Raw genomic sequence first — 21,112 nt, forward strand, 5'->3', positions numbered from 1 at the left:
CACTGGTTTTCGCGCGCCGCACCGCCAGGTTCCATCCGGCGGATCATGGACAGCCAGAGCCGGATCGCGGCGACGGTGACGGTGCCGTGGAAGACGTGTGCCCGCTTGTCATACCTCGTGGCCACGGCCCGGAAGTTCGCCAGGGCACTCCGGTCCGCTCCCCGAAGAGGATCCCGTCGATCACCCTGCGGTGGCTCTTCCAAACGCCCGCCCCGCTGGCCCGTCTTGGGCACATGTGGCTTCAGCCGGCGCCCAGAGCTTCCGCGATGTCGGTGCCCGGCCGCCGTGGACGCGCACCAAAAACCATTTTGTCATCTGTTCACTGTCGAAATCAGGCTCACTAACCTGCCTCGCAGGCAGGGCAAACGCCCTGCATGACTAGGAGGACGTGACTGATGAGCAGTTCCGACAACGGGTTGCACGTCGACCGGCGGTCCTTGTTGGCCGGTGTCGCTGGCTTCCTCGGAGTGGCGACACTTCCCGCTACCGCAGCACAGGCGGCACCGGCGGAGGTCGCGTCGACGCGGCCGTACCCGTCGAACTGGCCCGACCCGGAGCCGTACGGGCTCGCGGACAACCGGCTGGACCTGTGGCCGCGTGAGGACAACTCCCTCATCCTCCCGCTCGAGCTACGTCCCCGGGACGAGGAGCGCGGCCAGGTCTGGATGCGGGACACCTACGTCAACTGCTTCGTCGTCGACGGCCGTCCGATCTACGTCGCCACGGGCACCACCCGGGTGCCGGGGCTCGGGGCGGCGGCCCGTGGAACGACGGCATCTTCGTGTGGGTGTCCCCGTCCCTGCAGGGACCGTGGACGTTGGCCGACACCACCGGCATCCGGCCCGACGCCGAGCGGGGCAAGGTGTGGTCACCCGAGTTCGTCGGCGAGAACCGGCCGGGACGCACGGTCGTCGCTCCCTGGCAGGAGTACTGGTACGACGACCAGTTCGGCAAGCGCGGCCAGGCCTGGGCGCCGGAGGTGCACTACTTTCGCGGCACGTGGTACATCGTCGCCTGTATGGGTGACCACTCCCGGAAGGTCGGGTCCTTCCTGCTCGTGAGCGAGGGCGGGGTCGAGGGCCCGTACCGGCTCATCGAGGGCAACCTCGAGAAGCCCTTCGGTGACTCCTTCATCGGGGGACCCAAGTTCATTCCGCCCGGCGCCTACCACCACATCGACGGCAGCCTCTACACGGAGGGCGACGACGCGTGGCTCGTGCTGCACAACGACCTGTACGCGAAGTTCCGGGACGACATGGAGGACATCGTCCCGACGACGAACCTCCCGAAGTTCCAGCAGATGCCCTATTCACCCGAGCCGTATCTCGAAGGCGCGTACGTGTTCAAGTACGAGGGCAGGTACTACCTCCTCCAGGCCGCGTGGGACCGCACGTCGATCAATCCCGACGGCAGCACGCGGTACGCCTACGACCCGCCCGGCCCGGGTCGCACCCAGTATCAGTACGACGCGATAGTCGCGGTCTCGGACAATTTCGAGGGACCGTATTCCAAGCGGTGGACCGCGGGTGTCGGAGCCGGCCACAACAACTTTTTCGTGGATCGCAGCGGCCAAGTGTGGGCGACGTTCTTCCGTAATCCCAACTTCGGCTACTGGTCCGACCCGTCGCGCATCGCCGACGCCGCCGTGCCCGGTGTCGTGCGTGTCGAATGGACCGGCCCGGCGGGCAGCCGCCTGTACGTCGAGCGCCGGAACCCGGGCCGGACGATAACCGCCTGACACATCGGTGCGACGGCCGTTTCTCCTGCTCGGAGACCGGCCGCCGCACCGTGTTCACCCCTGGCCCGGCAACCGGGCGGTGAAAGTGACGCTGGGTGTCGAGGTGCCCGGCCGGCCGGAGTCACGCCAAATTTGATTGTGTCGGATCATTGCCGGAACAATCTGACCTTCCTAACCTCGGCAGCGCAATGTAAATGCCTCTCGGGAGGAATGGAATGTTACGTCGACTGTTGTCGGTAATCGCTGTGGCAGCGGGACTCGTGTCGGCCGCGACGCCATCGGCCGTGGGCGCGCAGGCCGGTGTTGTACCCGATACGACGCCCGACGGTTCCATGACCCGCGCACACGCCGCCGACGGTGTTCTCGGTGCCAACTTCAACCAGAATCTCGACAGCGTCAACTACCGGGAACTGCAGGCCGCCCGGGCCACCTGGATTCGGGGATTCTTCACCATGCCGGCCGCGGACCACGGCGACCCCGCGGACACGACCACGCTCCGTACCGTGCTGGACGCCGCGCGGCGCGGCTACGGCACTGCACTCAGCCTGAAGTTCCCCCTGGCCGAGACGGAGATGCCGGCGGCGGGCACCGAAGCGATGGCCGGCGAGATGGCCCGCCTGGAGAAGGTTCTGCCGGTCGTCATGGGACGGGTGGACCTCCTGGTGATCGGTAACGAGCCGTTCATCGAGAGCCGCCCGCAGGACCGCACCGACGTCCTGAACCACTTCTACGAGGCCGTGGCCCAGCGGGTCATCGCCTATCGCCGGGCGCACTGCGCGCCGGCCTGCAAGACACGGCTCTACATGGGCGCGCTCAACCGCCTCGACCTGCCGGACCGCCGCACACCGGCCGCTGAACGCTGGATGCGGTTCGTCCGGGAGACACCTGACATCCAGGGCGTCGACATCCATCCGCACGTGCCGAGCCGGGAAGCGGCCCAGCCGTTCCTCGACTACGTACTTCCTCGGCTGCGACCCAACCAGACGTTCCTGGCCACGGAGTTCTCCCTCGTCTGGTACTGGAAGGAGCACATGGGCGACCCGGTCTCGGCCGGCTTCGCCGAGCGCTACGGATTCCCCGCCGACGCGAAGGTCTGGCAGGTGATCCAGGCAGCAATCGCGCGCCCGTTCCCGCAGCAGCAATGGGACGACTTCCTGTCCAGCAGCCCCTGGTTGGAGAGCCAGAAGCACTACCTGCGCGACCAGATGGAAACGTTCCGGGCCACCGGGCGGTTGGCCATGGCCAGCTACGGCTTCAGACAGGACACTCTCATGGTGCAGAACTTCGGCCCGGACAAGGTGCCGTGGTTGCTCAACAGCGTGTTCGCGCCGTACACGGTGCAGTCGGCGGCCAACGGGCTGGCCGGGCGGGGCTACCCGTGGATCGACGACTTCCGCGACCTGCAGCTGGCTCCGGAACAGAGCCGGGGCGATGAGGAGGCAGTGCCCGGCATGTGAGCCCGCATCGTCGAGTCGGCGTCGCTCGGCGGCGAGGAAATCTCGAATGGGCCACCGCCGGAGAGACCAAGCCTTCACCACGTCGGCACGGCATGTTTCCGGCCGTTGCACGACGGTCGTGTCCGGCCAAGCCACACCACCGCACGGCGCAGCGGACCGATTCCGCCGATTCGTCGTGCCGTGGATCTCTGCAACGACAAGGGAGATGCGTAGATGACAGCTCTTTCCACCCTCCGGCCGCTCATCGGCACGGTCCTCGCGGTGCCGTTGCTCGTCACCGGCATCGCGTTCCCCCACGCGGTCTCCGCAGCGACCGCCTCGCCCCCGCCGGCGCCCGCCCATCAGGTCAGTACGTATGCGAATCCGGTGAGCCAGAACGTTGTCGACACCTTCCCCGATCCGACCATGATCCGCGGCAAGGACGGCGCGTGGTACGCCTACGGCACCACCAACCCGATCTTCAACAGCAAGGGCGAGGCGGGCGAGCACATCCTGCCGATGCTGCGATCGACCGACATGGTCTCCTGGCAGTACGCGGGAGACGCGATCGCCGCCGGCGCGACCCCCACCTGGTGGCCCGCCGGGACGCGACCCTGGGCGCCGGACATCAGATATGTCGACGGCACCTACCACCTGACCTACAGCCTCTCTGGCGGCGGAGTCGCACTGTTGACCAGCGACCATCCCACCGGGCCGTGGACCGACCATGGCCTGCTCGTCCCGGCGAACAACAGTGGCTGCCCCACGGGCAGCATCGACCAGGCGATGTTCACCGACTCCGACGGCACGCACTACCTCTACTGGGGCAGCTACGACACCATCTGCGTCTCGGCGATGACCCCGGACGCGACCGCGCTGACCGGCCCGGTGACCCAGGTGGCTCAGGGACGGCGTGCCGAGGGCGGCTTCGTCGTCAAGCGCGACGGCCACTACTACCTGTTCTTCTCCGACGCCGGCTGTTGCGACGGCGCGTTCAGCGGATACACCGTCAAGGTGGGACGCGCCGACGACCCGCGCGGGCCGTTCGTCAACCAGGAGGGGCAGTCCCTCACGGACCGGGGGAGCAAGGGTGGCATCGTCGCCGCCGCCAACGGCAACGGCTTCGTCGGGCCGGGACACAACGCGATCCAGACCGACCTCTCCGGCCAGGACTGGCTCGTCTACCACGCGATCCCGGCCGACGATCCGGACTTCCCGCCGGTGAGCGGTGGCGGCGGGCGGTTGGCCGCGCTGTCGAAGCGACCACTGATGATCGACCGCCTCGACTGGATCGGGGGCTGGCCGGTGCTGCGCGCCGGGGCCGGGCCGTCGAGCGGTGAGCAGTCGGCACCGGTCACCCAGGCCGCCGCGGGCAGCACCTTCAACGACGCAATCCCGCCCGAGTGGGTTCCCGCGGGAGCCGGCGTCGGCGAGTGGACCGTCACGCAGGTGCCCGACGCGCAGGGTGTGCTGTCCCAGGCCGGCTCCCCGACGCAGCCGTCGCTGTTCGTCCAGGCTGCCCCCGTCTCCGACGACCGGCGGATCGAGGGTGATCTGCGCCTGCCACAGGCCGGTGACACCGGTTCGGTCGGGCTGGTGATCTCCGACCGTGGCCCGCAGAATCGCGTCGTCGCGTGGCTCGACCGCGGCCGCCGGGCACTGGTGGTGTCGGTGACCGACCGCGGGAACACCACCGAGACCAGCGCTCCGCTGCCCGCGTCCTTCGACCTGGGCAGCTGGCACACGGTTTCCGCCGAACTCAGGGGTACCAGCCTGAGCGTCGACGTCTCGGCGGACCGGCTGCGCGACCCCCAGGCGGTCGTGCACACCTCGCTCCCGGACACCCCGGCACCCGGCCGAATCGGCGCGGCGTCGCTCAACGCGCCCGGGCAGGCGGACAACATCAGCGCGGCACCTCTCTATCAGCCGGTCACCGAGCGAATGTCCGACCCGGTGCTGGGCGATCTCAAGCCGGCCTACTCGGACGAGTTCAACGCAACAGGCCGCCCCGAGTCGTCCGACCCGTCATGGGGCTGGGTCCGCGGGACGTCGGCCGCCGCCAGCGAGAGTGGTGGCGCCCTCACGTGGTCCACCCAGAGCGCCGACCTGTACAACGCCAACAACACGGCATCGGTGCTGCTGCGCGACGCGCCTGAGGGCGACTTCGCGGTGGAGACGAAGCTGGACTTCACCGGCACGAACCCCGCGCAGCAGGCGGGCATCGTCCTGTACGAGAACGACGACCGCTACCTCAAGCTGGTCCACTCCGTGCTACCGATCAACCGCATTCCCGGTGCGGTGACACACCAGACCGAGTTCGGCAAGGAGGGTGAGCGGTCTACCACCACGCCCCCGATGCCGGTGTTCAACGGGCCGATGTTCGGCGGTCCGCCGGCTGGGACGACGTGGCTACGTCTGGTCTACCACTACGACGCCGCCCACCAGGAGCATGACGTGCGGATGGCGTCCAGCACCGACGGGACGCACTGGGTGTGGGGCGGCACCTGGTCGCTTCCGATGCGCGGCAAGCTGCGGATCGGGCTCGTCTCGATGGGCGGTGCCGGGGCAGTCGCCAGCTTCGACTACGTGCGCACCTACGGGCTCGTCTCCCGCTGACCGGGCAGCAGCCGGAGAGGCCGGTACGCCAGTGGCGTACCGGCCTCTCCGTGCCAGGGCTGCCGGTCAGGTGACCGGCCCGAGGGCGACCGTGCGGAAGCCGGCGTTGCCCATGGACGAATCGGGTGTGTTCGCCGAGCGGGCAGAGTTGCGGTACCGGTTGCAGTAGGAGTCGTGGCAGAGGTAGGAGCCCCCGCGCAGCGCTCGGGCGCTCCCGGACAGCGGCCCCTGCGGGTCACGCTCCGGCGAGTGCGCGTAGTAGCCGGGGTCGTACCAGTCGGAACACCATTCCCAGACGTTGCCGACGGTCTGCCACAGGCCGAAGGCGTTCGGTGCGAACGTGCGGACCGGTGCCGTGGTCAGGTATCCGTCGTCGAGGTCGTTGCGGGTCGGGAAGCGGCCCTGCCAGATGTTGCAGCGCCACCTGCCGTCGTCGTCGAGGAGGCGATCCCCCCAGGGGTACCGGGCGCCGTCAAGACCGCCGCGGGAGGCGTACTCCCACTCGGCCTCGGTGGGCAGTCGGCGGCCGGCCCACCGGCAGTAGGCCATCGCGTCGTTCCAGCTCACCTGGACGACCGGGTGGTCGTCCAGCCCGTCGAGGTCGGAGCGCGAGCCGTGCGGATGCCGCCAGTCGGCCCCGCGCACGCCGAGCCACCACGGGGTGCCGGCCGCCGGGCCCATCACCTCGTCGGGGGCGGCCCGGACGGCCAGGTGGAACACGGCGGAGAAGCCGAACGTCTCGGCCTCGGTGCGGTAGCCCGTGGCGGCCACGAAGCGCGCGAAGTCGGCGTTGGTGACCGGGGTGGTGTCGATGGCGAACGGCGAGAGGATGACTGGGTGGACGGGGCCCTCACCGTCACCGGCGTTGCCGTCGCCGCTTGCGTCGCCCATCCCGAACCGGCCGCCCGGCACGTCCACCTGTGCGGCGGTGTGCCGGCTGGTGGCCGACCGCGCGGCCGCGGTTGCGGCGGGGGACCGGACGGTGACGCTTGGCTCGGGCTCGGGGGCCGCGACCGGGGGATCACCGGGTCCGAGCGCCGCCTGGACGGCTCGCACGCCGGGTGCGCAGCAGGCGGAGCGGTGCTCCCGGGGATCGTCGTGCCGTTGGTTCATCGGCACTCCGACCAGCTCGCGGCCGGGCGGTCCCGGCGGAGACGCTCCGGCACCGGGTGGCTCGGGTGCGGTTCGTCGCCGACGGCCGCCTGGGCCAGCCACATTCGCGCCTTGAGGTCCTCACGTACCTCGACGTAAGCGGGGTCGTCATAGACGTTGCGCACCTCGTTCGGATCCTCGAGCAGGTCGTAGAGCTCCCACTCCGGTGGATAGGTTCGCGATGAGCTGCCGGGGACGCCGAGGCCGTCGTTGTAGAAGTAGATGAGCTTGTGGCGGGCGGTACGGTATCCGTAGTGGGCTGGTGTCCGGTGGTTGCTGTCGTCGTGCTCCCAGTACCGGTAGTACATCCCCTCCGCCGGGGGCTCGCCCCGGGTGCCGGTCAGGTCGGGCCAGAAACTGCGGCCCTGCATCCGCTCGTGGTACGGCACGCCGGCGCGTCCAGGATCGACTGTGCGAAGTCGACGTTCGTGACGATCCCGTCGTGCACCTGGCCGCCGGCGACCGCCCGTGGACAGCTCAGCAGCAGGGGCATACGCAGCGACTCTTCATACATGAAGCGCTTGTCGAACCACCCGTGCTCACCCAGGAAGAAGCCCTGGTCGGAGGAGTAGATCAGGACGGTGTCGTCGAAACGGCCCCGCTGCCGGAGCCAGTCGATGACCCGGCCCACGTTGTCGTCGACGGAGGCGACGCAGGCCAGGTAGTCCTCCATGTACCGCTGGTACTTCCACCGGGCCTGCTCCTCGTACGACATCCCGTCGGGGACCGGCTGTTTGAGGTCCTCCAGCGTCAGGTGGTCCGCGATCCGCATGGCTGCGCGTCGCGCTGAGGAGGTGCGCGTGGCGTAGTCGTCGGCGAAGGTGACGGGCACCGGGATGTGGCCCGCGTACATTCCGGCGTGCGCCTCGTCGGGCTCCCACGAGCGGTGGGGCGCCTTGTGGCAGATCAGGACGCACCACGGGTCGTCCCCGTCCAGCGAGTCGAGCCACCGCAGGGACAGGTCCGTGATGACGTCCGTGGCGTAGCCGCGTTCGGTACGCAGGCCCTCGGCGGACAGGAACCGGGGATCGAAGTATTCACCCTGTTCGATTAGCACGTCCCAGTAGTCGAAGTTCTGTGGGTCGTGCCCTGCGCCGTCGCCCAGGTGCCACTTGCCGACGATCGCGGTGCGATAGCCGGCGTCGCGGAGCTGGGAGACGAAGGTCGGCTGGGCCGCGTCGATCGGCGTGACGAGGGTCTTCACCCCGTTCACGTGGCTGTACGTGCCGGTGAGGATCGTGGCGCGACTCGGCGAACACAGCGAGTTGGTGACGAAGCAGTTTTCGAAGCGGACCCCGTGCTCGCCGATCTCGTCGATCCGCGGCGTGCGGTTGACGGCCGACCCGTAGGCGCCGACGGCGTGCGCGGCGTGATCGTCGGTGAGGATCATGACGATGTCGGGCCGTCGAGGTCGGCCGTTCGACGCGCCCGAGGTCACGGGTTCGACCCCTGGTAGGTCGCCTCGTCCAGGCCGCTCAGCGTCGGGTCGTAGCGGGTCTCCCCGACGTCGTACATGGACGTCATCCAGTGGTAGAACTTGTCGCCCCGTTCCTGCAGGAGCTGGTACAGCCGGTGCATCATCCGCGTCCGGATCTCCGCCATCTCGGGGTGCTCGTAGACGTTGAGCAACTCGTCCGGGTCGAGCTGCAGGTCATACAGCTCGTTCACCGAGTCGGGGTTGACCACAAGCTTGTAGCGGTCCGTCCGCAGCATCCGCTGCGCATACGGGAAGTGGTGGCCGTGGAACTCGCACACGAGGTCCTCCTCCCAGCGCGCCTCACCGCCGCCGACCAGCGGCAGCAGGCTGCGCGAGTCGACCGCCGACTTCGGGTCGAGACCGGCGAGTTCGAGGATCGTCGCCGTGCAGTCCAGCAGGCTGACGAACTCGGTGCGGACCACGCCGCCAGGCTCGCCCGGCACCCGGAGCAGGCCCGGGGTGCGGTAGATGTCCTCGTACATCGCCGGCCCCTTGTCGTGCAGTCGGTGCGCGCCGGTGAACTCTCCGTGGTCGCAGGTGAAGAACACCGAGGTGTCCTCGACGAGACCGAGGCGTTGCAGGGCGTCCAGCACGCGCCCGATCTGCCGGTCGATGAGCGCCACGTAACCGTGGTACACGGCGATGAGTTTGCGGGTGGTCTCGATCGGCATGGTGTCGAAGGTCCAGTGCGCGCTGTAGTTCTTCTGCACCGGGGGTTTGCCGTGGAAGGTCTCGGCGACCGAGCGCGGCAGTTCGACGTCCGCGGGATCGACGAGGTCGAAGTACTCGTCCGGGAGGATGTACGGCAGGTGCGGGCCGAAGAAGTGCAGGGCGAGGAAGAACGGCTGGTCGCGGTCCCGGGCGGCCTCCGCGTACCGTTCGAGGAGTTCGATGGTGCGGGTGGCCAGGTAGTGCTCGAAGGTCGCCTCCACCGGCTGGTGCAGGCGTGCGGCCAGCAGGTTGCCGGGGCCGCCGTTGGGCAGCGTACCGCGGATCCGGTCGGAGATCTCGTAGGGCGGGAGGTCCCGCTCGGCGAGATAGGCCAGGTAGTCGGGGTTGTCCACGGGGTTGTGCCAGCCCGGCAGCTCCGGCCCGTCGAAGCCGAAGTCGCGCGCTGTCTTCTCCGTGCCCACGTGCCACTTGCCGATGAGGCCGCAGTTGTAGCCCGCTTGCCGCAACGCCGCCGAGAAGGTGAACTGCCCGTCCGGCAGGTCCTCGATGTATCCCACGTTGCGTTCGTTGTTGGCCAGCAGTTTGTGGCGGAAGGGCGCCTGACCGGTGAGCAGGCTGGCCCTGGCCGGAGTGCAGATCGCGGTGGGCGTGTACCACCGGTCGAACCGGGTTCCGGTCCGTGCCAGCTCGTCCAGGACGGGCGTCGCCCGGGGGCTGCCGTACACCCCGAGCGTGTCCGCCCGGTGCTGGTCGGTCATCAGGAAGAGGATGTTCTTCGGTCCGGTCACTGGGCTGCCGCCATGAACAGGTCGCCGGTGTAGTAGCTCTTCGGGTCCGCCGGAGACTTCAGCTTGCCCGCCTGGACGAAGTAGTCGCTCATCCCGGTGAGCCACTTGTCGATGGTGCCGTCCTTGGTCATCGTGTCCAGCTCGTCGACTGAGAGGACCTTGACGTTGGCCGCGTCGGCCTTGACCTGGTCCACCGGGATTTTGAGCATCTTCGCGGTCAGCGCGATGCTCTGGTCCATGTTCTCGGAGCGGTAGCGCATCGCGTCGCGCAGCACGGCGAGCACCTTCTCGGTCTTCGCCTTCTCGTTGGCGACGACCTGGTTGCCGGCGACGAACGCGGTGGGGAAGGAGACCTCGGAGGCGAAGTCGTCGTTCTTGGCGAGCTCGACCAGGTCCGGTACCTGCTTCTTGATCGTCGCGGTCGCCGGATACCAGAAGCCGGCGGCGTCGATCTTCTTGGACGAGAACGCCGAGACGATCGTGGAGGGGTCCATCGGGACGACCTTGACGTCCTGTTTCGTCATGCCCGCCTTCTTCAACGCGAGCGTGAGGATCATGTCACCCGACGTGCCCTCCGGGACGCCGACGGTCTTGCCCTTGAGCTGCTGGATGGACGTGATACCGGGCTGGGCGATGACCCGGTCGGCGTTGCCCAGGGTGTTGATCGCGACGACCTTGGCCTGACCGGAGGCGGGCAGCCACATGGCGCCGGGCCCGATGTAGCCGAAGTCGAGGTCGCCGGCACCGAGGGCCTGGATCTGCAGCGGACCGTTCGTGAACACCTTGGCGTCGGCCTTGAGCCCGTGCTTCGCCCAGAGCTTCTGGTCGTTGGCGATGGCGAGCAGGCTGGTGCCGTTGAAATCGCCGATGTATCCGAACGTGACCTCCTCCGCCTTGCCCCCGGAGCCGGAGCCGGAGTCACTTTCACAGCCGGTGAGCAGCGCGGCGACGATGGCACCGGCGGCGGCGCCGGCGAGGAGTCTGCGGGAGGTTCTCATGATCAAAACGTCCTTCGGATCAGGCCGTCGTGAGTGACGGTGCGGGGGGTGAGGAAGGGGTGGTGCCGTCCTGGTGGTAGACCGAGTGCCAGACCCGGTTGCGGAGCGCGGCGAACTCGGGGCTCAGCCGAAACTCCTCCGATCGGGGATACGGGAGGTCGACGTCGATGACGTCGTAGATGCGTCCGGGCCGTGCCGCCATGACGACGACGCGGTTGGCGAGGAACACGGCCTCGTCCACGTCGTGCGTGATGAACATGACCGTGCGTTGCTCCTTGCTCCACGTGTCGAGCAGTTGTTCCTGGAGCTTGACCCGGGTGAGGGCGTCGAGGGCGCCGAAGGGCTCGTCCATCAACAGGATCGACGGGTTCACCGCGTACGCGCGGGCGATGGCACAGCGCTGCCGCATGCCACCCGAGAGCATCTTCGGCAGGGCGTCGGCGAAGTCCTCCAGGCCGACCATCCGGATGAAGTACTCGGCCCGCTCGCGGCGCTCCGCCTTCGGCACGCGGGCGGTCTTCAGGCCGAACTCCACGTTCTTGCGTACGGTCAGCCAGGGGAAGAGCGCGTACTGCTGAAAGATGACGCCGCGTTCGGGACCTGGTCCGGACACGGGTGTCCCGTCGACAATCGCGTGGCCCTCGGTCGGCTCCTCCAGCCCGGCGAGGATGTTGAGCAGGGTGCTCTTTCCGCAACCCGACGGCCCGACCACGGTGACGAACTCGTTGTCAGCGATGTCGAGAGACACCTGGTCGAGTGCGGTGAACGTCTGCCGGCCCAGCGAGAACGTCTTGGTGACCGCCTGTACCGAGATCTTGGCGGCCTGCGTGCCGGGACGTGGCGAATTCGAGGTGGTCATCGGCGCTCCTGCCATCCGGTCAGCCTGCGTTCGGCCACGAGCAGCACGCGGTCCATCAGCAGGCCGAGGATTCCGATCGAGATCAGGCCGACGAAGATCGTCGGGAGGTCGTAGTAGAGCTGCGCGTTCTGCATGCGGTAGCCCAGGCCCTGTTGGGCGGCGATCAGCTCGGCGGCGACCAGCGTGGCCCACGCCGAGCCGAGGCTGACCCGCATGCCCACGAGGATGAACGGAGTGGAGGCGGGCACCACCACCCGGACGAAGATTCCGGCATCCCGCGTGCCGAGCACCCGCGCCGCGTTGATCAGCGTGCGGTCGACGCTCACCACGCCCTGAAACGTGGAGATGACGCAGGCCAGAAAGGCCGCCAGGAAGATGACGAAGATCTTCGGCGCCTCGTCGATGCCCATCAGCACGATCGCGAGCGGGATGATGGCCAGCGGCGGGATGGTGCGGAAGAACTGGATCCACGGCTCGACCAGGCCCCGCACGACGCCGTACCACCCCATGAGGAAACCGATCGGGATGGCCGCCGCCGTACCGAGGACGAACCCGGCCAGCACCCGACCGAGACTGACCAGGATGTCGTTCTCCAGCGTGCCGTCGGCGAGCAGGTCCCCGGCCCGCGAGACGACCTCGGTCGGCTGTGGCACCTTCACGCCGAGGGCCGCGAGGGCCCACCAGACGCCGATGCCGAGCGCGATGGACACAGCGTTCAACGCCAGCGGCAGTCCGCGTGGACGGCCGCGGCGCGTCTGCGATGACGCGAGCCGGTTGTCACGTCCGGTGTGCGCAGCCGGTTCAGTGATGACGGCCATGGGACACCCTTTCGATCGTGGTCTGCGGGACGCGGATACCGCCCCCGCTGCCGGCGGCGCCTGCCTTCGGGGGCTCGGGGTAGGCCGCCAGCAGCGGCGAACTGTGGAACAGCGCGGCCAGGCCGCCCAGCGCGCCGTCGTCGTCTGAGAGCTCCGCCGCACGGACGACCGGAATGCTGGCGGCATCCGGCAGGAGCTCGTAGGCGATGGTGGCGCGGACCTGCTGGACGATGACGGGGGCGACGCGCACGATCTCGCCGCCGATGACGATCTCGGCAGGGTTCAGCGCCATCGCCGCCGTGCCGACGACCCGGCCGATGGCGGCGGCCGCCGCACGCAACACCTGCTCGACGATCGGGTGTGACCGTTCGACCGCCGCGCGGAGTTCGTCGAGGTCGTCGACCGCGACGCCGCGGGTCCGGCAGTTCGCCAGGATCGCCGGTACCGACGCGACGGTCTCCAGGCAGCCGTTCTTGCCGCACCGGCACGACCCGCCGTGCACGTTGACCCTGACGTGGCCGAACTCGCCGGCGAGGCCGGTCGATCCCGTGACGAGGCGGCCGCCCACGACCAGGCCACCACCCACTCCGTCGGAAACCCGTACGTAGATCAGGTCGTCGACGGTGCCGCTACCACTGATCGCCTCGGCGAGAGCGGCGAAGCGGGTGTTGTTGTCCACCAGCACCGAGGCGTCGAACCGGCTCGCGAACGCGGCGCCGACGTCCTCGACGGTGTCGAGCAGGCCCGGTGCCGGGACCTGCCGTGGTGCGGGGTGCGCAGCCGGCGGAACCGGATGCGGTCCGGGCACCCCGATACCGACGCCCTGCAGCGCGCCGTAGTGCACGTCCGTCTCGTCGGTGAGCCGGTCGATCAGCCGGAAGGCGGCGTCCAGCCGTTCCGGCCACGGCGCGTCGTCCTCATAGCGTTCAGAGCCGGACGCGATGATCTCGTGCGACGCGTCGGCAACCGCAACGCAGACCCGCCGGTGGCCGAAGTCGACCCCCATGAACTGCCCGGAGGAGGGGTCCAGGGCGAGCCGTTCGGCCGGGCGCCCGCTGCCCTCGCGCTTCGCCGCGTCGGTATCCACTACCACGATGGCGCCGCGCTGCAGGAGGCTCGCGGTGATCTCGGAAAGCGTAGAGCGCGAGAGCCCGACGGCGCGGGCGATCTGGCTCCGGCTCAGCGCTCCCTGCTCCCGCAGGGTGCGTAACACGCGCTCCTCGTGCGTCAGCCGCACGAGGGCATGCACTCCGTTTGATGACGGCACGGTGACGACCGTTACAGCGGCGAATTATTCCGTCAACCTTCCGACAAAATTCGGCTTGAATTTGTCAGGAGTCCCGACCCTGACCGCTCGCCGGCGGTGCGCCCCTGGCCGGGCCGCCAGTCACGGCCTGGGCCCTGCCGCGCATGGGTTTCCCGGTCGGCGCCGGCCGCCGGTGCGGCGCGTACGCCTACCCGGTCGCCAGACCTCGCGGCCGTCGGTCTGGTCGTGCCCGCGAAAGCAGAGTCGTCAGCAAGGCGGTGACCGTCGTGGCTGAGCACCTTCCCTTCCCCGCCAATCCGACACAGCCCGCCAACCTGGCGGAGGACACCTACCGAGGCCAGCACCGCGACCACGCTGGCCGCCACCGCGACACCAGCGGGCGCCACCGCGCCCCGAACGGGCCGCAGGACCTGTCGGTGTGGACGACCGCGCAGCAAACCGGGCCGGTGCAGCGCCGCGGCCGGTACGTGCCCGAATCGGTCAAGCACCCCGCCCGGATGCTCCCCGCGATCGCCGCACACGCCGTCAACGCCTACACCAACCCGGGTGACCTGGTCCTCGACCCGATGTGCGGCATCGGCACCACCCTCGTCGAGGCCATCCACGCCGGCCGCGACGCCATCGGCGTCGAATACGAGTCCCGCTGGTCCGACATCGCCGACGCCAACATCACCCACGCCCAAGGCAAAGGGGCGACCGGCAGGGCAGCGGTGATACGCGGCGACGCAACCCGCATCCTGTCCCTCGTTCCCGCCGCCCTTGCCGGCCAGGTCGCCCTGGTGGTGACATCGCCGCCGTACGAGCCGACCGTCCACGGCCTCGTCCGACCCGGATCCGACGGGGTGGCAAAGTTCGACAACGCCTACAACGACGGCACCGACCGAGGCAACCTCGCCTACCGCGACCTCACCGGACTCTCCGACGGGTTCGCGCAGATCCTGGCCGGCTGCCACACACTGCTGCGCCCCGGCGGCGTCGTCGTGGTCACCGCACGGCCGTGGCGCAAACACGGCCAGCTGGTCGACCTGCCGTCCGCGGTCATCGGCGCGGGCATCCGCGCCGGCCTGGCCCCGGTCGACCGGTGCGTCGCACTCCTGGCGGCCGTCCGCGACGGGCACCTCGTCGCCCGGCCCAGCTTCTTCCAGCTCCAGCAGGTCCGCCGGGCCCGCACCGCAGGCACCCCGATGCACCTCATCGCACACGAAGACGTCCTCGTGTTCACCAAGGCACACGGCCACGCCAGAGACGAGCAAGCCCGTACCGGCCACCACACGCAAAAGACAGCAGGCGGCGAGATGACGGCACCGACGGGGGAGGGGGCGTGATTGACCCACGACCTCGGCCCAGCATCGGGTCACTATGCACCGGTGAGGAGGTCGACGGGCGGGACGCGGGTCCAGTCGATGGTGCGGATGTCGCCGAGTTTGGGCACGTGCGGCCAGTGGTGGGCGCAGACGGTGCGGGCGTGCCGGTCGGTTTCGGCGTACCAGGTGAGGTGGCCGCCGAGCACCAGCTCGACGGCCAGGTCGAGGCCGCCGTAGCCCCGCAGGCTTCCCCTGCCAGGACATCTCCAACGCCGGCAAACGAGCCGGCATCACCGGACCCCACTCCAGCCTCTGGCACCACATCACCACAGCCCTTCGCCTTCTTCGACCACCGCTCGTGTTCGTGGAAAACGTCGCCGCCCTCCGCAGGCGCGGACTCGACGTCGTCCACACCGACCTGGCCACGCTCGGGTACGACACGAGCTGGCTATGCCTACGCGCTTATGCCGAATGGCCGGTTATGCCGTGCTCTCGTTCGGATGGCGGGCTGATAGGTGTTTGTCGGAGCGGTTGCTCGGCATAGTTTTCGGACATCGACGGCTGCCGCGATGCCGCAGCGAGATCCAGCATGGGTAGTAGAGCCCACTCTGGAGGCAATCATGGAAGTGGATGTGGTTCAGCGAGAGTTTGGTCGTTGGTCTCGCATCGAGGTGCGCGGGCCACTGGCGCCCTATGCGAATGGGTGGCGGGCAGAGCTCGGTTGTCAGGGTTATGTCCTGCACGCGATTGCGCAGCAAATGTCGCTGATGGCGGATCTCAGCGGTTGGATGCATGACCGGGACCTGGCAGCTGCGGGGTTGACTACACCGGTCGTGGTGGAGTTTCTCGACGGGAGGCGAGGTCGGGGGCTCCGCAAGATGATCTCGCTTCGGGCGCTGGCGCCGTTGCTGAGCTATCTGCATGGCTTGCGGGTTGCCCCTGACCCGTCCCTGCGGTATGCCGTCACGCCCATGGACGAGGTGCTGGAGTCGTACCGCGCCTTTCTGGAAGGTGAGCGGGGCTTGGCACCGGGAACGGTTGACAAGTACGCGCGGCTTGCTCGGCTGTTCATGGCGGACGTGGCGGGCCCTGACGGCATCGTGGTGCAGGAGTTGACGTCCGGGCAGGTCACGGGCTTCATGGTGCGTTACTGCGCCGGGTTGAACCCGTGGTCGGCGAAGGGCATGGTGGTGGCGCTGCGGTCACTGCTGGGCTTCCTGCATGTGTCAGGCCGCTTATCGACGTCGCTAGTCGCGGCGGTGCCATCCGTGCCGGGCTGGCCGCAGTCGGCGTTGCCGCGCGGCCTGGACACGATGAAGGCGACTGCGCTGTCGGACAGCTGCGACCGGGGCACCGCCAAGGGCCGCCGTGACTACGCGATTCTCGTGCTGCTTGCCCGGTTGGGGCTGCGTTCGATCGAGGTCGCCAACCTGCGGCTCGACGATATCGACTGGCGTGGCGGAGAGCTGATCATCTGCGGCAAGGGCAATCAAGTTGAACCGATGCCGCTGCCCACAGACGTCGGAGACGCTCTGGCGGACTACGTGCGGCATGGCCGGCCGCGCGGCCCGAGCCGGGCGCTGTTCCTCATCACTCGAGCACCGTGGAACGGTCTGACTCCGATGGGGGTGCGCGAAGTGGTGTCCACCGCAGGGAAGCGGGCAGGACTCGACGACCGGGTCGGGACGCACCGCCTGCGTCACGCAGTGGCCTGTGACCTGCTGCGCCGCGGCGCGGCTCTGACCGAGGTCGCGCAACTGTTGCGACACCGGAACCTCCGAATCACGGCGACCTACGCGAAAGTCGACCAGGCAGCGCTGGTCGCATTGGCACAGCCCTGGCCAGGCGTGTCATGAACCCGCTGCGCCGAAGGGCCGAGGAGTACCTGGCGATGCGCCGCGCGCTGGGCTACCAACTGGACCGGCACGGCCGGCTGCTGTTGCAGTTCATCGACTACCTGGAGCACGCAGGAGTGTCGACGATCACCGTCGACGTCGCGGTGACCTGGGCAAGGTCAACCGGTCGGTGCGACGGCGGCCTGGTGGGCCTCCCGGTTGTCGGTCATCCGATGTTTCGCCCGGCATCTGCACGCTCTCGACCCAGCGACCGAGGTCCCACCAGCCGACCTGCTGCCCGGCCACTACCACCGCACCGCCCCACGCCTGTATTCCACCGCCGAGATCACCGACATCGTGCACGCGACTGGGCTCCTGTCCGCACCATTGCAGGCCGCGACGTTTCGCGCATTGATCGGATTGCTCGCGGTGACCGGCATCAGAGTGGGCGAAGCCGTCCGCCTTGACCGTGACGACGTCGACCTCGACACGGCGACGTTGACGATCATCAAGTCCAAGCACGGCCAGTCACGCCTACTACCGCTGCACCCTTCAGCGGTGACAGCGCTCAGCGAATACACGCGCCGCCGCGATCACCTGCTGGGAACAGCAGTCGCGGCCAATAGTTTCTTCGTCTCCACCACCGGCACCCGCCTGGCGGTGGCAAAAGTCGACATCGTGTTCACCCGATTGCTCTACCACTCCGGCATCCGACCGTCCCCCGGTCGGCGAGCACCCCGCGTTCACGACCTTCGCCACAGCTTCGCCGTGGCGACCCTCCTGCACTGGTATCGCACCGGCGCGGTCGTTCAGGCTCTGCTCCCGTCGCTGTCGGCCTACCTCGGTCACGTCGCCCCCGAGTCGACCTATTGGTACCTGCAAGCGGCGCCCGAACTCCTCGCCCTGGCCGCCGCCCGGCTCGAACACCCTCAGGAGTCGACATGACCTCCTTCGCCCCGCTCCTCGAAGCATTCTTCACCGACAGGTTGATCAACCAACGCCACGCCAGTGGCCACACCGTGGCGGCCTACCGCGACTCGTTCAAACTCCTGCTCACCTTCACCGAACAGCGCACCGGAAAACAACCCGCCCAACTGGACACCGCCGACCTCGACGCACCCCTGATCGGCGCGTTCCTCCAGCACCTGGAACACGACCGCGGCAATTCCGTACGCACCCGTAACGCGCGCCTGGCCGCGATCCACTCCTTGTTCCGCTACGCCGCGCTGCGCACCCCCGAACACGCCGCGCTCATCCAACGGGTGCTGGCCATCCCCACCAAACGCGGCGACCGCAGGATCGTCAACTTCCTGACCAGCGACGAGATCGACGCCCTACTGAAGGCACCCAACAGGTCAACGTGGATCGGAAGACGTGATCACGCCCTGCTGCAACTTACCGCCCAGACCGGGCTACGCCTGACTGAACTGACCGCCCTGCAACTGCAAGACCTGCACCTCAACGCCGGGCCGCACGTCCGATGCCACGGCAAGGGCCGCAAGGAACGCTGCACCCCGCTGACCACCAAAACCGTGAAAGTCCAACGAGTCTGGCTCGCCGAACGAGACGGAGGCGACACTGACGCCCTCTTCCCGTCCCATCGCGGCGGCGCACTGGGCCACGACGCAGTCCAACATCTCGTCGCCAAACACGCCGCCACAGCCGCGATCAGCACCCCGTCGCTGGCCGCCAAGAACGTCACCCCGCACACCCTGCGCCACAGCGCCGCCATGGCGCTGCTCCACGCCGGCGTGGACATCACCGTCATCGCGCTCTGGCTCGGTCACGAGTCCACCCAGGCCACACAGGCATACCTGCACGCAGACATGAAGCTCAAGGAACAAGCCCTCGCCCGCACCGCGCCCACCGGCACCAGCCCCGGACGCTACCGCGCACCAGACACCCTGCTCGCGTTCCTCAACGGCTTGTAGCTGATCGACCCGTTATGCCGCGCCCTCGTCACAAGCCGACCGGCTCACCAGCGGGCCAACCCGAGAGCGCGGCATAACCGGCCATTCGGCATAAGCGCGTTTATGCCGAAGTCGGCATAAACGCGCATCCGACATCGGCGCACCCCACCGACGCGACCGGCTGTTTTTGCTCGCCACCATCGAAGGCGGGGAAGAAGGTGCGGACACTGCCGACGCCCTGCGCCCGTGACGGCAAGGGACCCGGACACCAGAACGGGCTGCCCGACGTCGTCGAACCCCACGGCAGCCGCCACGACCTGTTGCCGACCCCACGCGCCAGCGACACCGGCACCCCGGGCCGCCGCGCAGGTGCCGGCTTCCGGCCGCCGCTGTCACAGGTACTCCTGCCCACTCCTCGGGCGACGGACGGGCAGAAAGGCTGCCCGGGACAACGGGGCTCCCACGGCGACCTCACCCTGCCGTCCGCAGCCGTGCGATGTGCAGCGCCTGCCCTACCGACGCCCCGGGCCTCCGACGCGCGAGACCCCGGCCACCACGGCGACGGCGGCCCCGACGTACGCACCACCGTCGCCCAGCTCACCACCGGCGGCCTGGGAACACCCGATGAGGCGACCTGGGGGATCTACGCACCGGCGATCGCACGCTGGGAGCTTCTGATCGGCCGGCCCGTTCCCGCGCCCACCCAACCCGGCCAGCACGGCAAGCCCGTGCTCGCACCACCGTTCGTGGAATGGCTCATGGGCCTACCCGCCCACTGGGTCACCGACCGCACGCTCAATCGCCCACGCACCAGCGCGTTGCGCGTCCTCGGCAACGGCGTCGTCCCAGCCCAAGCCGCGACCGCCCTCCGTCTCCTTCTCTGCCGCCACCGCTGACAGCCCCACCACGCGGAACTCTTCGCGGGCGGCCCCATGCGGCTGCCCGCGAAGAGCCCGCGTCGGCCCTGGCCACGTCACCCAACGCTCCTGGGAGCCCCCGATGCCGTCGAACCCTTCGCGATCCCGACGCCGCCTACCGCCGCCCGCACCTCCACCCGCCCATGTAGGCGCGATCAGACTGGTTTCTTGTGCCGGGTGGTTGGGCCGGTGCCCTGGTGCAGCGGTTGAAAGTCTGGGGTCTGTTTCGGTGACGGTGGTTCCGGTTCCAGGCTGAGTCCGGTCTGGGCGAGGAAGCCGGGGATCAGGTCGGGTCGGTACTGGATACGCTTGAGTCGGTTGCGGATGATCGCGGCGAGATGGTCCACGCTGTCGACGGCGATGTTGCCCGGGCTGGACTTCATCGTTGACCACAGGTCCTCGACGGCCCAGATCTTTCACGATCTTGGAGTGCCGGTGAGATATCGATGGTTGCCGCTTGGTTCGTGGTGGTTTCGGTGTTCGGGCGTGGTGACAGCCCGGCTGGTGGCCGGGTTCGGCCCTGGTATCCCCTTCGCGGGCCGGGTGGGCGGGGCCCCTCGTCTGGTCGGGGCGGGTGGGATTGCCGTTACGGCGGGGTGACCATGGCGTGGATCTTGTTCCAGGCGAGGATGAGGTCGGTCTGGTGCGGGTGGGTGTCGTCGAGGCGGGTCAGCCGTTTACGGGCGGGGCGCACGAGCCGGGCTGGCGCGTTGAGTAGCACTCGGCGCAGGGTGGCCGGGCTGGCTTGGCGCAGCCCGGACTGTTCGGCCAGCAGCCGTAGCAACGGGGCGCCGACCGCACCGATCAGCCCGGACGCCCCGGTGGTCAGCGTCAGTCCGCGGGCCTAGGCGTTGGCGCGTTGTTCGATGCGTCGCTTACGCCGCAATCGTTTGGCACACGCAGCCTTCATACGCAACCTGGTCGATGTCGTACGCTTCACCTGGCAGGTGCCGCCCTTCTGGAAGATTCTCGATCTAGGCAATCCAGATCATTCCAGGTAGGACGGCACCTCCTTTACGTCAGGGCCGGCAATCAGCCATCACGCCATCGAGCCCATGAATTCGTGAGGCTGGATGTCGGCGAGCCGTCCGATTCTGCTAACAGAGCGGACGCCCTTTCGCGTCGCCCGACGTGGTCGTCTTACCAGCTCGCCAGACCTCCTTCCGCGCTCCGACACCCGAGGCTCGGATGCGCCGCGTCAGCCCATGTGCTGGTCGTCAGACGTTACGAACGTCCGCAGATGGTCAACCGCCGCAGAGAGCGCGTCCTGCAGGGGGCCGATGTCCCGGGCGACCTGAGCGAGGAGCATGCCGCCTTGATACGCC

18 protein-coding genes and 2 pseudogenes are annotated in these 21,112 nt (G+C 68.6%); 9 read left to right on the top strand and 11 right to left on the bottom strand.

What is annotated here, in order from left to right; translation table 11 throughout:
- Positions 1-50 precede the first annotated feature (50 nt).
- A pseudogene (locus JNW87_RS41315) lies at positions 51-227 on the bottom strand (IS5/IS1182 family transposase); the annotation flags it as partial.
- A gap of 560 nt (positions 228-787) precedes the next feature.
- Between JNW87_RS41315 and JNW87_RS04290 the strand changes: the two are divergent.
- The 3 genes from JNW87_RS04290 (at position 788) to JNW87_RS04300 (ending at position 5,790) form a co-directional block, all read left to right on the top strand.
- Positions 788-1,738 carry a family 43 glycosylhydrolase gene (locus JNW87_RS04290; protein WP_238453106.1) on the top strand — a complete coding sequence of 317 codons (951 nt, stop codon included), beginning with the start codon at positions 788-790 and terminating at the stop codon, positions 1,736-1,738.
- A 332-nt stretch (positions 1,739-2,070) separates the two neighbouring features.
- The gene (locus JNW87_RS04295) at positions 2,071-3,195 is read left to right on the top strand and encodes a hypothetical protein (protein WP_238453107.1); all 1,125 of its coding nucleotides are present in this window, start codon (positions 2,071-2,073) and stop codon (positions 3,193-3,195) included.
- Between the two features lie 213 nt (positions 3,196-3,408).
- Positions 3,409-5,790 (top strand): family 43 glycosylhydrolase, encoded by a 2,382-nt coding sequence (locus tag JNW87_RS04300; RefSeq protein WP_238453108.1) that lies wholly within the window; start codon positions 3,409-3,411, stop codon positions 5,788-5,790.
- A gap of 66 nt (positions 5,791-5,856) precedes the next feature.
- On the opposite strand, the gene JNW87_RS04305 is transcribed toward JNW87_RS04300, so the two are convergent.
- The 7 genes and pseudogenes from JNW87_RS04305 to JNW87_RS04340 all read right to left on the bottom strand — a co-directional run bounded on the left by JNW87_RS04305 (position 5,857) and on the right by JNW87_RS04340 (position 13,791).
- Positions 5,857-6,903 (bottom strand): formylglycine-generating enzyme family protein, encoded by a 1,047-nt coding sequence (locus tag JNW87_RS04305; RefSeq protein WP_238453109.1) that lies wholly within the window; start codon positions 6,901-6,903, stop codon positions 5,857-5,859.
- A pseudogene (locus tag JNW87_RS04315) lies at positions 6,900-8,332 on the bottom strand (sulfatase). Before JNW87_RS04315 ends, JNW87_RS04305 begins: the two are co-directional and overlap by 4 nt.
- 44 nt (positions 8,333-8,376) lie before the next feature.
- Positions 8,377-9,879: a sulfatase-like hydrolase/transferase gene (locus JNW87_RS04320; protein ID WP_309233903.1), complete on the bottom strand. Its 1,503-nt coding sequence runs from the start codon at positions 9,877-9,879 to the stop codon at positions 8,377-8,379.
- Positions 9,876-10,877 (bottom strand): aliphatic sulfonate ABC transporter substrate-binding protein, encoded by a 1,002-nt coding sequence (locus JNW87_RS04325; RefSeq protein ID WP_238453113.1) that lies wholly within the window; start codon positions 10,875-10,877, stop codon positions 9,876-9,878. The genes JNW87_RS04320 and JNW87_RS04325 overlap by 4 nt, the downstream gene beginning before the upstream one ends.
- Positions 10,878-10,896: 19 nt before the next feature.
- Positions 10,897-11,736, bottom strand: coding sequence for an ABC transporter ATP-binding protein (locus JNW87_RS04330; protein WP_238453114.1), 840 nt, complete (start codon positions 11,734-11,736; stop codon positions 10,897-10,899).
- Positions 11,733-12,446, bottom strand: coding sequence for an ABC transporter permease (locus tag JNW87_RS04335; protein ID WP_238453115.1), 714 nt, complete (start codon positions 12,444-12,446; stop codon positions 11,733-11,735). Before JNW87_RS04335 ends, JNW87_RS04330 begins: the two co-directional genes overlap by 4 nt.
- A gap of 91 nt (positions 12,447-12,537) precedes the next feature.
- A complete protein-coding gene (locus JNW87_RS04340; protein WP_238453116.1) occupies positions 12,538-13,791 on the bottom strand; it encodes an ROK family transcriptional regulator in 1,254 nt (417 codons plus the stop codon).
- A gap of 344 nt (positions 13,792-14,135) precedes the next feature.
- Here JNW87_RS04340 and JNW87_RS04345 point away from each other — a divergent pair, with 344 nt between their 5' ends.
- The gene (locus JNW87_RS04345; RefSeq protein WP_238453125.1) at positions 14,136-15,146 is read left to right on the top strand and encodes a TRM11 family methyltransferase; all 1,011 of its coding nucleotides are present in this window, start codon (positions 14,136-14,138) and stop codon (positions 15,144-15,146) included.
- A 32-nt stretch (positions 15,147-15,178) separates the two neighbouring features.
- On the opposite strand, the gene JNW87_RS04350 is transcribed toward JNW87_RS04345, so the two are convergent.
- Positions 15,179-15,331 (bottom strand): hypothetical protein, encoded by a 153-nt coding sequence (locus JNW87_RS04350; RefSeq protein WP_238453117.1) that lies wholly within the window; start codon positions 15,329-15,331, stop codon positions 15,179-15,181.
- Positions 15,332-15,414: 83 nt separating this feature from the next.
- Between JNW87_RS04350 and JNW87_RS04355 the strand changes: the two genes are divergently transcribed.
- From JNW87_RS04355 to JNW87_RS04375, 5 genes are all read left to right on the top strand, one after another.
- Positions 15,415-15,669, top strand: a complete 255-nt coding sequence (locus JNW87_RS04355; protein WP_238453126.1) for a hypothetical protein — start codon at positions 15,415-15,417, stop codon at positions 15,667-15,669.
- 76 nt (positions 15,670-15,745) lie between these two features.
- Positions 15,746-16,981 carry a tyrosine-type recombinase/integrase gene (locus JNW87_RS04360; RefSeq protein ID WP_238453118.1) on the top strand — a complete coding sequence of 412 codons (1,236 nt, stop codon included), beginning with the start codon at positions 15,746-15,748 and terminating at the stop codon, positions 16,979-16,981.
- Positions 16,982-17,317: 336 nt separating this feature from the next.
- Positions 17,318-17,905, top strand: a complete 588-nt coding sequence (locus JNW87_RS04365) for a tyrosine-type recombinase/integrase (RefSeq protein WP_238453119.1) — start codon at positions 17,318-17,320, stop codon at positions 17,903-17,905.
- A complete protein-coding gene (locus JNW87_RS04370; protein ID WP_238453120.1) occupies positions 17,902-18,891 on the top strand; it encodes a tyrosine-type recombinase/integrase in 990 nt (329 codons plus the stop codon). The genes JNW87_RS04365 and JNW87_RS04370 overlap by 4 nt, the downstream gene beginning before the upstream one ends.
- A gap of 470 nt (positions 18,892-19,361) precedes the next feature.
- The gene (locus tag JNW87_RS04375; protein ID WP_238453121.1) at positions 19,362-19,766 is read left to right on the top strand and encodes a hypothetical protein; all 405 of its coding nucleotides are present in this window, start codon (positions 19,362-19,364) and stop codon (positions 19,764-19,766) included.
- Between the two features lie 176 nt (positions 19,767-19,942).
- Here the strand turns inward: JNW87_RS04375 and JNW87_RS04380 are convergent, their stop codons facing one another.
- Together JNW87_RS04380 and JNW87_RS04385 are read right to left on the bottom strand one after the other, a co-directional pair.
- The gene (locus JNW87_RS04380) at positions 19,943-20,170 is read right to left on the bottom strand and encodes a hypothetical protein (protein WP_238453122.1); all 228 of its coding nucleotides are present in this window, start codon (positions 20,168-20,170) and stop codon (positions 19,943-19,945) included.
- A 203-nt stretch (positions 20,171-20,373) separates the two neighbouring features.
- The gene (locus JNW87_RS04385; RefSeq protein ID WP_238453123.1) at positions 20,374-20,571 is read right to left on the bottom strand and encodes a transposase; all 198 of its coding nucleotides are present in this window, start codon (positions 20,569-20,571) and stop codon (positions 20,374-20,376) included.
- Positions 20,572-21,112 lie beyond the last annotated feature (541 nt).

The sequence above is a fragment of the Micromonospora sp. ATA51 genome (assembly GCF_016802855.1).
Taxonomy (GTDB): Bacteria; Actinomycetota; Actinomycetes; order Mycobacteriales; family Micromonosporaceae; genus Micromonospora; species Micromonospora sicca.